This window comes from Streptomyces pseudovenezuelae, assembly GCF_001513955.1.
In the GTDB taxonomy this organism is placed as follows: domain Bacteria; phylum Actinomycetota; class Actinomycetes; order Streptomycetales; family Streptomycetaceae; genus Streptomyces; species Streptomyces pseudovenezuelae.
The window spans coordinates 36,716-51,095 of record NZ_KQ948153.1 but is presented as its reverse complement, the minus strand read 5'-3'; the positions used below and the strand labels follow the sequence as shown (position 1 = coordinate 51,095).

General features: G+C 72.0%; 13 protein-coding genes. 5 read left to right on the top strand and 8 right to left on the bottom strand.

The window, feature by feature from the left end; genetic code table 11:
• The first annotated feature begins 78 nt into the window (after window positions 1-78).
• On the top strand, window positions 79-1,005 hold the full coding sequence (locus AQI94_RS36935; RefSeq protein WP_031057503.1) for a cyclase family protein: 927 nt from the start codon (window positions 79-81) through the stop codon (window positions 1,003-1,005).
• A gap of 318 nt (window positions 1,006-1,323) precedes the next feature.
• Here AQI94_RS36935 and AQI94_RS36930 read toward each other — a convergent pair whose 3' ends face one another.
• The 3 genes from AQI94_RS36930 to AQI94_RS36920 all read right to left on the bottom strand — a co-directional run bounded on the left by AQI94_RS36930 (window position 1,324) and on the right by AQI94_RS36920 (window position 4,398).
• Window positions 1,324-1,785, bottom strand: coding sequence for an ATP-binding protein (locus tag AQI94_RS36930; protein WP_031057501.1), 462 nt, complete (start codon window positions 1,783-1,785; stop codon window positions 1,324-1,326).
• 509 nt (window positions 1,786-2,294) lie between these two features.
• On the bottom strand, window positions 2,295-3,167 hold the full coding sequence (locus AQI94_RS36925; RefSeq protein ID WP_031057499.1) for an acyl-CoA dehydrogenase family protein: 873 nt from the start codon (window positions 3,165-3,167) through the stop codon (window positions 2,295-2,297).
• A 97-nt stretch (window positions 3,168-3,264) separates the two neighbouring features.
• On the bottom strand, window positions 3,265-4,398 hold the full coding sequence (locus AQI94_RS36920; RefSeq protein ID WP_031057496.1) for an acyl-CoA dehydrogenase family protein: 1,134 nt from the start codon (window positions 4,396-4,398) through the stop codon (window positions 3,265-3,267).
• Window positions 4,399-4,547: 149 nt separating this feature from the next.
• Between AQI94_RS36920 and AQI94_RS36915 the strand changes: the two genes are divergently transcribed.
• Window positions 4,548-6,056, top strand: a complete 1,509-nt coding sequence (locus AQI94_RS36915) for a class I adenylate-forming enzyme family protein (protein WP_031057493.1) — start codon at window positions 4,548-4,550, stop codon at window positions 6,054-6,056.
• On the opposite strand, the gene AQI94_RS36910 is transcribed toward AQI94_RS36915, so the two are convergent.
• Window positions 6,035-6,547: an EF-hand domain-containing protein gene (locus tag AQI94_RS36910; RefSeq protein WP_031057490.1), complete on the bottom strand. Its 513-nt coding sequence runs from the start codon at window positions 6,545-6,547 to the stop codon at window positions 6,035-6,037. The genes AQI94_RS36915 and AQI94_RS36910 overlap by 22 nt on opposite strands.
• Before the next feature lie 184 nt (window positions 6,548-6,731).
• Window positions 6,732-7,112 (bottom strand): STAS domain-containing protein, encoded by a 381-nt coding sequence (locus tag AQI94_RS36905; RefSeq protein WP_031057488.1) that lies wholly within the window; start codon window positions 7,110-7,112, stop codon window positions 6,732-6,734.
• A 314-nt stretch (window positions 7,113-7,426) separates the two neighbouring features.
• Here AQI94_RS36905 and AQI94_RS36900 point away from each other — a divergent pair, with 314 nt between their 5' ends.
• Window positions 7,427-8,008, top strand: coding sequence for a sigma-70 family RNA polymerase sigma factor (locus AQI94_RS36900; RefSeq protein WP_031057485.1), 582 nt, complete (start codon window positions 7,427-7,429; stop codon window positions 8,006-8,008).
• Entirely contained in the window at window positions 8,005-9,405 is a 1,401-nt protein-coding gene (locus AQI94_RS36895; protein WP_031057482.1) for a zf-HC2 domain-containing protein, read from the top strand. Before AQI94_RS36900 ends, AQI94_RS36895 begins: the two co-directional genes overlap by 4 nt.
• Window positions 9,406-9,571: 166 nt before the next feature.
• Here AQI94_RS36895 and purU read toward each other — a convergent pair whose 3' ends face one another.
• Both purU and AQI94_RS36885 read right to left on the bottom strand, forming a co-directional pair.
• Window positions 9,572-10,441, bottom strand: coding sequence for a formyltetrahydrofolate deformylase (purU, locus tag AQI94_RS36890; protein ID WP_031052450.1), 870 nt, complete (start codon window positions 10,439-10,441; stop codon window positions 9,572-9,574).
• A 46-nt stretch (window positions 10,442-10,487) separates the two neighbouring features.
• Entirely contained in the window at window positions 10,488-10,988 is a 501-nt protein-coding gene (locus tag AQI94_RS36885) for an SCO4402 family protein (protein ID WP_078902850.1), read from the bottom strand.
• A 118-nt stretch (window positions 10,989-11,106) separates the two neighbouring features.
• Here AQI94_RS36885 and AQI94_RS36880 point away from each other — a divergent pair, with 118 nt between their 5' ends.
• Window positions 11,107-12,444 (top strand): ABC transporter substrate-binding protein, encoded by a 1,338-nt coding sequence (locus tag AQI94_RS36880; protein WP_031052445.1) that lies wholly within the window; start codon window positions 11,107-11,109, stop codon window positions 12,442-12,444.
• A 53-nt stretch (window positions 12,445-12,497) separates the two neighbouring features.
• Here AQI94_RS36880 and AQI94_RS36875 read toward each other — a convergent pair whose 3' ends face one another.
• On the bottom strand, window positions 12,498-14,294 hold the full coding sequence (locus AQI94_RS36875; protein ID WP_062230160.1) for a hypothetical protein: 1,797 nt from the start codon (window positions 14,292-14,294) through the stop codon (window positions 12,498-12,500).
• Window positions 14,295-14,380 lie beyond the last annotated feature (86 nt).

Below are 14,380 nucleotides of genomic sequence, written 5' to 3'. Positions count from 1 at the left end.
CCCTTCCCGCGGTTTCTGACGGACCGTTAGATTTTATGCCCCGTCAGATGTGCGGACACAAGCCCCGGGGAGGGCCCGATGTCACTTCCGGCCGCGTTCCACGACATCGCCAAGCGCGTGAACAACTGGGGGCGTTGGGGAGCCGACGACGAGATCGGCACTCTGAACCTGATCACCGACGAGGTCGTCCGCGAGGCGGTCGCGACCGTCCGCACCGGGCGCCGCATCCCCCTCGCGCTCCCGCTCCGGCAGGACGGCGTGCAGACCGGGATGATGCCGGGCCGGGTCAACCCGCTGCACGCGATGGTGCAGATCAACCAGGAGATCTTCGGTCCGGGCACGGTCGCGTGCAGCGACGACGCGGTGACCATGGGCCTTCAGGCGGCCACCCACTGGGACGCGCTCACCCATGTCTCGCACTCCGGCCTGCTCTACAACGGCCGCCCGGCCGGCACCATCACCCCGCACGGGGGCGCCGAGTTCAGCGGTATCGACAAGGCCCGGTACGTGCTGTCGCGCGGGGTGCTGCTGGACGTGGCCCGCGCACGGGGCGTGGAGCGGCTCCACGGATCCCACGCCGTGACACCCGAAGACCTGGAGGCCGCCGAGGAACTCGCGGGCACCCGGGTGCGGTCCGGGGACATCGTGCTCGTACGGACCGGGCAGATCCAGGTGTACCTCGCCGGGGACAGGGAGGCGTACGCCTATCCGTCGCCGGGGCTGTCGGTGCGCACCCCCGAGTGGTTCCACGCGCGCGATGTGGCCGCGGTCGCCAACGACACGCTCACCTTCGAGATCTTCCCGCCCGAGATCGAGGACCTGTGGCTGCCGGTGCACGCGCTGGACCTGGTGGAGATGGGGATGCTCCAGGGCCAGAACTGGAATCTGGAAAAGTTGTCCACAGCCTGTGGAGAACTCGGCCGGTACGCGTTTCTGCTGTCCGCGATGCCCGAGCCGTTCGTCGGCGGCACCGGAACACCCGTGGCCCCGGTGGCCGTTCTGTGAGGGGATCGGCCGGCGGCGCGCGCAGGTCCGCCCCGAGCACGGCATCGCGCGCCGCCGTCATCGACTTCCTTCCGCCCCGAGGAAATCGACACCGCGTCACGATCCGCACTCGCCGGGGGTTCCCGTCACCGAAACCCTCGGCGTCCCCTCGCGGCGAATCGCTGACCACCAGCGTCATCAATCGAACACGGTGCGTCAACACCCGTACGGGGATTTGTTGCTTACGACCCATTTGTCACGACCGCGCACGGGTGCACGTCCCGGCGCACCGCCTCCGCGGCGAGAAGGGGTGGCGGCGGCGCCTGCCACCGTGCGCCGTCACACCGCCTCGAACGCCAGCCCCTCGTAGGCCGAGGCATCGATGCCGTAGCTCTCCATGACCTTCCGCGGCCGCTCGCAGCGGTCGAGTTCGCACCAGATGCTCTTGCCCGCGCCCTCGGGGCTCCAGCCCCAGCGGTCCGCGAGGCCGTCGACGAGGGCCAGACCGCGGCCACCGGTCGCGTCACCGTCCACGCAGCGCGGCACCGGGGCCCGGCCGCTGCGGTCGGCGACCTCCAGGCGGACGGTGGCCGACTCCACCTCGACGCCCGGCAGGGACAGCCGCAGGACAGCCGGACGGCCGGTGTGCACCACGGCGTTGGTGACCAGCTCGGACACGAGCAGGATCAGGGTCTCGGCGAGCGGTTCGTCGATCCCTATCCCGGACCCGGCGAGCCTCGACCGGGCCCACCTCCGGGCTCGTCCCACCTCTGCGGGGTCGGGCCGGATCTCCAGCTGCACTTGAAGCACCTGCACCGCTCACACCATCCGAACCGGCGGGCACATGGCCTCGCGCCTCACGAGGGCCACGATCGTAGCCATTTTTTGCATGACCAGAACAATGACCAAAGCCGGGGTCACAGAACGTGAATCCCTTACGGGACAGCATGGTTGACGTACAGTCACGCCAACAAGCGCTTCGGGCATATTCCAGCGCGAAGGAGTACCCGTGCGGGATACTGTGCGACGCTCGCCGCGGGGAGTCGAACAGGCGCTGGACACAGGCCCGACCGCCCTGCGAGCAGCGGCGCGCATCGCCGGGTCCGGGGCCGCCCCATCGGCAACACCGGCATGGCTCATGCTCGGAACCACTCGCATCTCACACAAGGTACCGGAGCGGGGCGCCGACTCCAGGACGTGACGAGTCACACATAGGACACAACCCGATATCAACGCTCCGTGATTCCGGTATGCCACAATCCGCGACATCCGCTGCGGAGGCGCCGGAGAGCGGGCAGACCACGACCGCCTCAGGCCAACAGATCGACGGCGAGCAACTCCTCACTCTCCGCACCGCCGCCGCCCCGCCGGGCCCGCACCCAGGCCCGCTTCAGAAGCAGCTGCACCTCGCACTCCCAGGTGAAGCCCATCCCGCCATGCACCTGGAGACAGTCCCGGGCGCCCCGCTCGGCCGCCTCGTCGGCCAGCAGCCGGGCCGCGGCGATGTCCACCGGGTCCGCGGTCACGGCGGCCGCGTACACCGCGGCCCGGGCCGTCTCCGCCCGCACCAGCATCTGTGCGCACAGATGCTTGACCGCCTGGAAGGCCCCGATCGGCTGACCGAACTGCTCCCGCGTCCGCGCGTGTTGCACCGCCAGCTCACCCGCGCGCGTCGCCGTGCCCAGCTGCTCGGCGGCGGTGAGGAGCACGGCGACGGGGTCGACGGCACGCGGAAGCGCTCCGGGCACCCGGTGCAAGGGCGTCAGCGGATCCACCGAACGCAGCGCCACGGCCCCGGCGGCGTCCCCCCGTACGACATCGGCCTCGTCCAGCCACTCCACGAGTCCGCCCCGGTCGACGCCGGCCACGACGACCTCCCCCTCGGCGGCCCCGTCCACCGCACCGGCCGCGAGGTGGGTGGCCACGAGAGGTCCCGGCAACAGGACCCGCCCGGCCTCCTCGAAGACCAACACGGCCTCCGGCAGCCCTAGTCCGACCCCGCCGTCCGCCTCCGGCACCCGCAGCGCGAAGAACCCGGCGGCCCCGAGCTCCCGCCACAGCTCGCGGTCCAGCCCGGAAACGTCCACGGCGGCACGCAGCGCCTCACCATCGAACCGGCGCGCGAGCAACTCCCGCACCCCGGCCCGCAAAGCCGCCTGATCGCCGCTCAGTCGGAACCGCATGTCACGCCCCCCTCCTGACGAGGTCTGCCGTAACCCGCCCAGGGGCGCGGGGAACCGCGCGACCAGCCACAACGAGCCCGCACCCGGCACTCATCCGCTACCGCCCCTTCGGCAGCCCGAGAATCCGCTCGGCCACGATGTTCCGCTGTATCTGCGAGGTCCCGGCCGCGATCGTGTACGACAACGAGGACAACCGGTCGAGCACCCAGGGCTGTTCGAGATCCAGCGACTCCACGCCCAGCACCTCGGCCGCCACGTCGTACAGCTCCTGCCGCGCGTGCGAGTACCGGAGCTTGAACACGGAACCCCCCACCCCCGGCACCCCGCCACTCGCCTCCGCCTCGCTCACGTTCCACTGGGTCAGCCGCCACAGCGCCCGGAACTCGGCGTTCGTCCGCCCCAGCCGGCGCCGCAGCACCGGATCGTCCCAGCGCCCGTTCTCCCGTGCCGTACGCGCGAGTTCGCCCAGCACCCGCCGACAGGCGACGACCTCGCCCACGAAGGCCGTGCCACGCTCGAAGGACAGCGTCACCATGGTCACGCGCCAGCCGTCGTTCTCCTCGCCCACCCGGTTGGCCACCGGCACCCGCACCTCGTCGAGGAACACCTCGGCGAACTCGGCGGACCCGGCGAGCGTGCGCAGGGGGCGTACCACGACACCGGGTGCGGACATCGGCATCGCCAGCCAGGTGATGCCCCGGTGCTTCGGGGCCGCCGGGCCGGTCCGCACCAACAGCTCGCACCAGTCGGCGATCTCGGCGTGCGAGGTCCAGATCTTGGACCCGGTCACCACATAGTCGTCGCCGTCCCTGCGGGCGCGGGTGCGCAGCGCCGCGAGGTCGCTCCCGGCGTCCGGTTCGCTGAAGCCCTGGCACCAGACCTCCTCGCCGCGCAGGATCGGCGGCAGCCAGCGGTCCCGCTGTGCGGGCGTCCCCTCGGCGGCGATCGTGGGTCCCGCGTGGAGCAGTCCGACGAACCCGGCGCCGACATAGGGCGCGCCCGCGGCCTCCGTCTCCTCCAGGAAGATCAGCCGCGTGGTGGGCGACGCGTCCCAGTGCACCTGCGCGTACCCGGCGTCGTACAGCGTGCGCTGCCAGCCGAGGTCGTACGCCCTGCGCGCGGGCCAGTCCTGCGGGGACGGCTTCGGCGGCAGCGTGGGGAGCACCGTGGCGAGCCACTCCCGCAGCCGCGCCCGGAACTCCTCCTCCTCCGGCGTGTACGCGAGATCCATGGGCGGCACTCCATATCTGATAACCCGTCAGATACAGCTCGTGCACGAAGGCTAGGTCGCACACCCCTGGACCGACAAGGCGTCGAGCCCTACGCTCTGCCCACGATCTGACGATCCGTCAGCTCTGCTGTCGCATCGAGGGGGCCGCCGTGACCGACACCGCCCACGCGCTCAGCGCGTCCCGCACCCTCTGGGAGCTGGCCGCCCGCCGCGCCGACCTGACCCCCGACCGCCCGGTCCTCCTCCAGGACGACCGCACGCTCACCTTCGGCGACCTGTGCGCGCGGGCCGAGCGGGTGGCGGCCGGCCTGTACGACATGGGCGTACGCCCGGGCACGGTCGTCGCCTGGCAGCTGCCCACCCGTATCGAGACGGCCCTGCTCTCCTTCGCCCTGGCCCGCCTGGGTGCCGTGCAGTCGCCCGTCATCCCCTTCTACCGGGACCGCGAGGTCGGCTTCGCCCTCAGGGAGTCGAAGGCGGAGTTCTTCGCGGTACCGGGCCTGTGGCGCGGCTTCGACCACACGGAGATGGCCCGGCGGCTGGGCGCCCGGGGGATCTTCGAGGCGTACGACGACCTCCCGGACGGCGACCCGGCCGTCCTCCCCGCCCCACCGGCCGACGGCACCCGCGTCCGGTGGATCTACTGGACCTCGGGAACCACCTCCGACCCCAAGGGCGTGCTCCACACGGACCGTTCACTGATCGCGGGCGGCTCCTGCCTCGCGCACGCGCTGCGTCTCACCCCGGACGACGTGGGCTCGATGGCCTTCCCGTACGCGCACATCGCGGGCCCGGACTACACCGTGATGCTGCTGCTGTACGGCTTCCCGGCGGTGCTGTTCGAGCAGTTCGCGCTGCCGGACGCGCTGGCCGGCTACCGCAGGCACGGGGTGACGGTGGCGGGCGGTTCCACGGCGTTCTACTCGATGTTCCTCACCGAGCAGCGCAGGCGGCCCGGCGAGCGGATCATCCCGACCCTGCGCCTGCTCGCCGGCGGCGGGGCACCCAAGCCGCCGGAGGTCTACCACGCCGTCGTACGGGAGCTGGGGGTGCAGCTGACCCACGGGTACGGCATGACCGAGGTGCCGATGATCACCATGGGCGATCCCGACGACACGGTGGAGAACCTGGCGACGACCGAGGGACGGCCCCCGGAGGGCATGTCCGTGCGGATCGTGGACGGGGAGGTGCGGCTGAAGGGGGAGGCGGTGTGCCAGGGGTACCTCGACCCTTCCCAGACGGCGCAGGCCTTCGACCCGGACGGCTATCTGCGCACCGGTGACCTCGGACACGTCACGGCCACCGGCCACCTGGTGCTCACCGGACGGCTCAAGGACGTGATCATCCGCAAGGGCGAGAACATCTCGGCGAAGGAGATCGAGGACCTGCTGGCCGCGCATCCGGCCGTCGGGGACGTGGCGGTGATCGGGCTGCCGGACACCGAGCGCGGGGAACGCGTGTGTGCCGTGGTGGAACAGCCCGAAGGAGCCGAGAAGTTGACCCTGGAGGCCGTGACCGCCCATCTGCGCACGGAAGGGCTGTCGCCGCACAAGCTGCCGGAGCAGCTGGAGGTGGTGGACGCCCTTCCCCGCAACGAGACCCTGCGCAAGGTCCTGAAGTACAAGCTCAGGGAGCGCTATTCGGGGACGGTGAAGTAACGCGCGAAGGCGGGCACGATCTCCGCCTCGCCGACCTTGCCGTCGCCGTCGGTGTCCAGGGTGGCCGCGGCCGCCTGCGCGATGTCCTCGCCGACGCCCAGGATGCGCAGCACGCGCGCGGTGTCCTCGACGGTGGCGCGGCCGTCGCCGTCCTGGTCGGCGACGGCGATCGCCGCGTGCAGGAAGGGGCGCGCGATCTCGGCGAACCGGTCCGGGTTGTCGCGCAGCCGCTTGAGCGCGCCGTTGACGAACTCGTCGCGGGTGATCCGCTGGTCGCCGTCCCGGTCGGCGATCCCGGCCATGCCCTGCCAGAACGCCTCCGCGCCGAGGTACAGCGCCTGTCCCTTGTCGGAGCGGGCCGCCGTACCGAACTCCGCGAGCAGCGCCTTGGCCGCCACGTTGAAGTCCTCGCGGTCGATGTAGCCGTTGCCGTCCTGGTCGAAGGTGGCGAACCGGCCGGCGATCCTGCGCTCGTACTCGCTGCTGACCATGTCTGTTCGGACCGCCTCACATCACATCGGGTGCATCTCGCACGGAGCGTACGACGCGAGCGGCGCCCGGGGGACCGGAAGGCGGCGCTTGTGCCAGGACCGGGGGAATTTCGGGACAACGGCGTGGCAGTCGAGGTGCCCCAGGTCACAGCCGTGCGTACGAAAGGGCTTACGGGTCCACCGCTCAGGCGGACAGGGGTCCCGCCTCCTCGTCGGTCGCCGAGTCCAGGTCGGGGTGGACCTCGAACAGGCGCCGGACGCCCAGCGCGCCGAGGACGCGGTTGACGTGGGAGCCGTCGGCGGCACCCTGGGCCGGGAGGATCAGACGCAGGTCGCCCCGGCAGGAACGGATCAGACGGCGGGAGGCGATGAGGACGCCGACACCGCTGGAATCACAGAAGTAGACCTCGGAGAGGTCGAGGACGAGACAGTGGCGGCCCTCGGCCACCGCGTCGTGCACCCGGGCGCGGAGCGCCGGTGAGGTCACCAGGTCCAGCTCGCCCGACACACTGATCACAGTCCAGTCGCCCTGCTCGCCGCCGGTCACATTGAACGCCACCACCATGCCCTTCATTCGCCGGAAAGCAAACGGAAGCCTTTCTTACGCTTCCTTGCAGCGTGGCTGCCCAGCGGCCGTTCCCTGAAACACGGAGCGAGAAACGGAAATCGTTCGGAAGAGGCTTGTTTTAGTCGGCTTCGATCCTGTTCGATCGGGTCTGATCAATGAGCGAACGGGTAGAGGAAGGTCCACTACCACCTGAGGCCCCTCGGGGGGCGTGCATTGGAACAAAGGGGCGTGCGCTGTCCGAGGTGCCGACTACATTCGAGGAGACGGTCGGCGCAGGCTTGACCGGACACTTCCAGGGGTCAGGGGGCCACATGGCGAAGAAGGACGCACCGCCCCGCTGGGACCGCAAGATGCAGCAGCGGCTCGCACGCGGTGAGGCGGCCGCCCTCGGTGAGCTCTACGACCGTTTCGCTTCACTCGTGCACGGACTCGCCCACCGGGTGCTCGGAGACGAGCGCGCCGCCGACGGCATCACCCGGGACGTCTTCGCGCATGTCTGGGAGCACCCCGAGTCCTACGACCCCAAACAGGGCCCGCTGCGCTCCTGGGTCGCGGGCCTGACCCACCGCCTGGCCGTGCAGCGGCTGCGGGCCACCGAGACCGCCGCGCTCACCCGGGCCGGCGAGGGCTCCGCCGAGGAACTGGAGCGCAAGGTGCGCCACGCCTCGGTCGCCGCCCGCGCCGACTACATCGTCCAGTCCATGCCCACCCCGCTGCGGGCCGCCCTGGAGCTGGCCTACTTCCAGCGCCGCGACTACCGCCAGGCGGCCGCCGACCTCAGCATCACCGAGGACGAGGCCCGCCGCCGCCTGCGCCTGGGCCTGCAGCTCCTGTCCACGGCCCTCGACACCGGAGCGCCCGGCGCCCCGCCGGGATACGGGGGCGCGGCGTGAGCGGAACAGGCGGTTTCGAGGCGTACGACGACCAGGACGGCCCCGACGATCACGGGACGGGCCCCGAGAGCGCGAAGGGCCCCGGGGACACCGGGAGCACGGGCCGCCCCGGGCACGACGAGGGTGGCGGCGGCACAAGCGGCGGCAAGGGCGGCGACGGCACGAACGGACCGGGCGATCCGGGCGATCCGGTGGGCCCGCCCCGCATACCCCTGCCGCGCGCCTCCGTGGAGGACACCGGCCGGCCGCTGCCCGCGCTGGACGAACCCGCCCCGCCCGCCGTCCCGGTACTGGAGCACCGCGTGCTGAAGTCGCTGCTCGGGGCGTGGGCGCTGGCCGCGTGCTCCGCGGAGGAGACGGCCGCCGTGGAGGACCACCTCGGCGAGTGCGGCTCCTGCGCCGACGAGGCGCTGCGGCTGCGCGGCGCGGTGGGCCTGCTCCAGCGGCCGGAGAGCCTCGACCTGGACCCCGGCCTGCGCACCCGCGTCCTGGACGGCTGCCTCGACCGGCGTCCGCCGCGCATCCCGATCCCCGTCTGGGCCATGCCGTACGACGCCGAGACCGCCCGTCTCGACGCCCTGCTGCAGGACTTCGGCGACTCCGAGTGGCACGCCCCGGTCAGGCTGCGCTGGTTCGACGCCGACGAGCCCACGAGCCGCCGTACGACGGTCGCCGGGGTCATAGCCCACCTGATGTCGGTCGACGGCCTCGTCGCGCTCGCCCTGGGCCTGGACGACCCGCTGGGCGAGGCCCGCGCCGACGAGCCGACGCCGTCGGGCCGTACCGAGGCGTACTGGCGGGGCTCGCACTTCCCGCCGACCCGCTCCGTGCGGACCCCCTGGCGCGAGCAGAGCCACGACCTCGTCCGCACGGTCTCCTTCACCGGCGGCACCGCGGGCAAGCTGGAGGTGGCCTACGGCGACTTCGCGCTCCCCCTCCACGACGCGATGCTGGACCGCGCCTTCGAGTGCTGGGTCCACGCGGAGGACATCGCGGAGGCGGTCGACTACCCCTACGACCCCCCGTCCCCCCGCCACCTCAACCGCATGATCGACCTGGCGGCCCGGATGCTGCCCGCGGTGCTGGCGCAACGGCGGCAGAAGGGGCTGACGTCACCGGCGCACGGCCGGCATCTCGTGAGCGCCGGAGGCCCCGGCCGCACCCTGCGACTGGAGATCGAGGGGCTGGGCGGCGGCGAGTGGCTGATCCCGCTCGACTCACCGGCGGCGGTGGGTTCGGCGGAGCACGAGGTGGCGCATGTGGCGCTGGACGGCGTGGAGTTCTGCCAGTTGGCGGCCGGCCACGTGTCTCCTGCGGAGGCTGCGGCGGGGCAGGTGGGCGACCGTGAGGCGATCAGGGACGTTCTGTACGCGGCGGCGAGCATGAGCCGGCTGTAGGAGCGGGGCGCGGTCTCGTAGGCGGCTGCGGCCCGGTGGGGGCTGGTCGCGCAGTTCCCCGCGCCCCTTGAAGGCACGTCCACTGCACCTACTCAAGGGGCGCGGGGAACTGCGCGAGCAACCACCCACCACCCGCAGCCGCCCGACGACAGACCGCCCCGAGCTCCTAGGCGAACACGACCGTCCGTCGGCCATTGAGCAGAATCCGCCGCTCCGCATGCCACTTCACGGCCCGCGCCAGCGCCTGGCACTCCACGTCCCGCCCGATCGCGACGAGCTGGTCCGGAGTGACGTCGTGGCCCACCCGCTCGACCTCCTGCTCGATGATCGGCCCCTCGTCGAGGTCCGCGGTCACGTAGTGCGCGGTGGCCCCGATCAGCTTCACGCCCCGCGCATGAGCCTGGTGATAGGGCTTCGCGCCCTTGAAGCTCGGCAGGAACGAGTGGTGGATGTTGATGATCCTGCCGCTGAGCTGCTTGCACAGGTCGTCGGAGAGCACCTGCATGTACCGGGCGAGCACGACGAGCTCGACGCCCTGTTCCCGCACCAGCTCAAGCAGCTGCGCCTCCGCCTGGGCCTTGTTCTCCCGCGTCACCGGAATGTGGTGGAAGGGGATGTTGTACGACCCCACGAGCTCGGCGAAGTCGGTGTGGTTGGAGACCACGGCGGCGATCTCGACCGGCAGCGCACCGATGCGTGCGCGGAAGAGCAGGTCGTTCAGGCAGTGCCCGAACCTGCTGACCATCAGCACGACCCGCATCTTGTCCTCGGCCCGGTTGATCTGCCAGTCCATGTGGAAGGCGTCGCCGATCGCCGCGAACGACGCCCGCAGCTTGTCCACCGTCACCGGAGCCTCGGCGGAGAAGTGGACGCGCATGAAGAACAGACCCGTGTCGTGGTCGCCGAACTGCTGGCTGTCCTCGATGTTGCAGCCGGTCATGAAGAGGTAGCTCGACACGGCGTGCACGATGCCCTGCTTGTCGGGGCAGGACAGGGTCAGGACGTACTGGTCGGCGGGGGCGGACTGCTCGTTCATGCAGGACAGGGTCGCATATCGGCCGCCGCGCCGGACACCGCGTCCGTCACGCGGACCGGGTCATGATCTGCAGCACCTGGAGCGTGCGCGGCGGCGCGTCGGGGTCCTCCCCGTCGGCCGTCGCCATCCGCACGTGCGCGTCCCGCGCCGCCCGCACCGCGTCCGGCCACCCCGGGTTCTCCATGTACACGGAGACGGGGGCGTCCGGCCCGGCCTGGTGCATGATCCGCAGCACCCGCAGCACGGCGGTGTCGACGAGGGCCGCCTCCTGGGAGTCCCGGAAGATCGTGCCGACGTATTTCTCGGCGGACCAGTTGTCCAGCCAGGTGTCCTCGACGAGGCGGTACACGGCGTCGGTGACGTCCCCGTACCCCTCGACGCCGGCCAGCCAGACGTTCTGCTGGAAGGCGGGGTCGGAGAGCATGTGCAGCGCGGAGCGCACATTGCTGCGCCAGCGCCACCACGGCATGTCGTTCAGTGGCATGCCGCCCATGGTGGAGGAGCGACGGCCGCGACGGGAAGAGTTCTCCGAACCTTGCACGGTCACCGATCGTACGTTCTTCCCCCATACGTGCCGCACGAGCCCTCGCTGTTCACCTTTACGTCACCCTTCGTTGACCGAGGGTCACTTCCGAGTTGGCGATGTGGCGGAAGCGTGTGTGCCCATGACCGGCAGGCGACGCATCCGCAGCACCTTCCTCCCCCGGCACCACCGGCCCGTCAGAGCCACCGCCCTCGCGGCGGGAGCCCTGGCGGCGTGTGCCTCCCTCGTCGCCGGTTGCGGGGTCGTCCCCGGTACCGCGGGGGGTTCCGGGGACGACCCGATCAAGGTGATGACCTGGGCCCCCTCGGACACCAAGGCGACCAACAAGCCCGGCATGCCCGCCTTCGCCCGGGCCTACGCCCGCTGGATCAACTCCAGGGGTGGCATCCACGGCCGTAAGCTCACCGTCCTGACCTGCAACGACCACAACGACGGCGTGTCCGCGGCCAAGTGCGCCCGGCGCGCGGTCAAGGAGAACGTCGTCGCGGTCGTCGGCTCCTACAGCCAGTACGGCGACTCCTTCTTCCCGCCGCTGGAGGGCGCGGGCATCCCCTACATCGGCGGCTACGGCATCACCAACGACGAGTTCACCAGCCCGCTGTCCTACCCCGTCAACGGCGGCCAGCCCACCCTTCTGGCCGGCCTCGGCAAGGAGCTCGCCGCGGCCTGCGGCAACGTGACCCTCGTACGGCCCGACACCATCGCGGGCGACGAGCTGCCGGTCCTGCTGAACTCCGGGCTGACCACCGGGAAGCACCGGCCCGCGAGCGACGTGCGGGCGGCGGACGACGCCACCGAGTACTCGGCGCAGTCGACGAAGGCGCTCGGCAGCTCGACGTCGTCAGCCGCGGCCGCCGGCTCGAAGGAGGGCTGTGTGGTGCCCGCGCTCGGCGACCGCACCAGCACCTTCATGGACTCCTTCCGGCGCGTCCGCGAGGACTACCCGAGCGTGCGCACCGCCATGGCGATGGGCAGCGTCGACCAGACGGAGATCGACGCGTCCGGCGGGGCCTCGGGGCCCTACGAGGGCTCGTACATCACCGGCTGGTACCCGGTGGAGAGCGACGCCCGCTGGGACGCGATGAAGAAGGTCATCAACGCGGAGGCCTTCGGCGACAACCGCATCGACTCGGCGGACGCGGGGGTGCAGACCACCTGGATCGCCTACACCGTGTTCGAGAAGGCCGTCGAGTCGCTGGGCGGCGGCGAGGTGTCCGCCGACAGCCTGCGCGGCGCCCTCAACGGCGGCCTCAAGATCTCGACCGGCGGTCTGACGCCGACCCTCCAGTGGACCACCCGGGACACCTGGAGCTCCGCCGACGACCTCGCCGTGGTCGGCTTCCCGCGCATGGTCAACGCCCATGTGACGTTCCAGGTGGTGCGCCGGGGCCAGCTCGTGGCGGCGCGCAAGGGCTTCACCGACGTGACCCGGACACTGCAGAACGCGGACGTCAACTGACCCGGTAGGTCGACCGCTCCGCGGGAGGCGCCGTGACGCCTCCCGCGGACCGTTCACAGCTGGGTGGCCGTGCGCTCGGTCAGGCTGTACTTCCTGGCGATCGCGTTCCACAGCCGGGCCGCCTTGGCCTTCTCCGTGCTGGCGGTGCCGCTGTCCCGGTTGCCGGCCTGGGTCTGACCCGTGGCGCGGGCCTGGCCCTTCTTGCAGCCCTTCTTGCCGGCGGACTGGTCGGCCCAGGCCGCGTAGTGGTTGTCGGCGGACGCGGACGCCTGCCAGGCCCTGGTGAGGGCGTCGGTCAGCTCGGCGTGGCTCGCCAGCCGGTCGACGGAGAGCGTCTTGAGCCGGGTCACCAGGCCGGTGCGCTGGGCCGCCGCGTCCCGCAGGTCCTGGGCCGCCTGGCCGAGGTTCTTGCAGGACTTCACGTTCGCCACCGCGCTGATCACCGAGGAACGGCTGTTGCCGCTGTCGGCGAGCAGCTTGTCCAGCTCGACGGCCTGCGCCTTCGCCGGGTCGGCGGCCGGCGAGGAGGAGCCGTCGGTCGCCGGGGCCGTCGCCGACACGGTCTGGTTCTTGTAGCCCCCGTCGCCGCTGCCCCCGCCGCCGGCGAGCAGCGCGCCCGCGCCGATGCCGAGCACCACGATCCCGATGCCCACGGCGGCGATGACCGGCACCCGCGACCGCTTGCGGCCGCCTCGGTCGCCGTCGTCGTAGAGCTCGGCACCCGGCGGACCGTACGGCGGCTGGGACCCGTACGAGGGCTGCTGGGCCCCGTACGGCGGCTGCTGGCCCCCGTAGGCGGGCGGTACGGCCTCGGGCTGGGCGAAGCGCGGCATCTGCTGCGTGGACGCGGCCCCGCCGTCACCGCCCGGGTCGCTGCGGAAGAGGTTGTCGAAGTCGGAGGGCGGCTGCCGGTCGCCGCCGTAGGCCGCGCCGGGGGCCTGTCCGGGCACGGGCGCGATGAACTGCGTGGCCTCGGCGTCGGGGCCGCCGGCCGGTCCGGGCGCCGGGTTCTGCGCACCGTACGGGGCCTGCGGGTACTGGCCCGGGAACCGTGCCGCCTCCGCGGACACCTCGGGCGGCAGCTCGCCGGGGCGGACGGGCGGGAGGTACTGGGTGGCGCCCTCGTGGGCCGCGGGGCCGGCCGCCACCGGCGGGATGAACTGGGTGGCGCCCTCGTCGGCCGGCGGCAGGGGCGCGGAGGCGGGGGTGCCGGGGGCCGACGGGAGGGGCTGGCCCACGGGCGGCAGATAGTAGGACGTGGGCTCGTCGGCGCGGTAGCCCGGCGTGGCCTGCTGCTGCGGCGCACCGCTGCCGGGAGCCTCGTAGGGCGCGACCTGGCCCTGCTGCGGGGGCAGCGGCTGGGACTGGGGGGTGGGCTGACCCACGGGCGGCAGGTAGTAGGACGTCGGCTCGTTGGTGTCGTACCCCGGCGCGGGCTGGGGCTGGGGCTGGGCCGGGGACTGCGGCGGTATCCCGCCGGGCTGCTCGGGCGCGCCCCAGGTCTGGGCGGGCGGCCAGTGCTGGGTCTGGTCCTGCGGCTGCTGCTGGGCCTGGTGCTGGGCCTGGTCCTGCTGCTGCGCCTGGTCCTGCTGCTGTTCGGGACCCCACGGGGTGCCCCAGGCCTGGCCGACGGGCGGCTGGCCGTAGCCCGCGTCGGCGGCCGGACCGGGCCGGCCCGCCTGCGGAGGGCCCCCGTAGCCGCCCTGCTGCGGGGGGCCGTATCCGGGCTGCGGACTGCCGTATCCACCCGTCTGTCCCGGCAGCAGGGGTTCCCCGCCGTCGGAGGGCAGCACGATGCCTTCGCGCGCTTCGCGCGCCGAGGGCTGCTCGCCCTGTCCACTCTGCGTCACCGGGACTCCTACTTATGGGGGAACTTCGGAATCGTCGGCTCACGCTACCGGGTCCTCCGAGCCCGGTGCCACGTAGCACAGGACGT

Coding starts and splice junctions, on each gene's coding strand:
- AQI94_RS36935 (WP_031057503.1), top strand. CDS start 79: ATGTCACTTCCGGCCGCGTTCCACGACATCGCCAAGCGCGTGAACAAC.
- AQI94_RS36925 (WP_031057499.1), bottom strand. CDS start 3,167: ATGCGGTTCCGACTGAGCGGCGATCAGGCGGCTTTGCGGGCCGGGGTG.
- AQI94_RS36920 (WP_031057496.1), bottom strand. CDS start 4,398: ATGGATCTCGCGTACACGCCGGAGGAGGAGGAGTTCCGGGCGCGGCTG.
- AQI94_RS36910 (WP_031057490.1), bottom strand. CDS start 6,547: ATGGTCAGCAGCGAGTACGAGCGCAGGATCGCCGGCCGGTTCGCCACC.
- AQI94_RS36905 (WP_031057488.1), bottom strand. CDS start 7,112: ATGGTGGTGGCGTTCAATGTGACCGGCGGCGAGCAGGGCGACTGGACT.
- AQI94_RS36900 (WP_031057485.1), top strand. CDS start 7,427: ATGGCGAAGAAGGACGCACCGCCCCGCTGGGACCGCAAGATGCAGCAG.
- purU (WP_031052450.1), bottom strand. CDS start 10,441: ATGAACGAGCAGTCCGCCCCCGCCGACCAGTACGTCCTGACCCTGTCC.
- AQI94_RS36880 (WP_031052445.1), top strand. CDS start 11,107: ATGACCGGCAGGCGACGCATCCGCAGCACCTTCCTCCCCCGGCACCAC.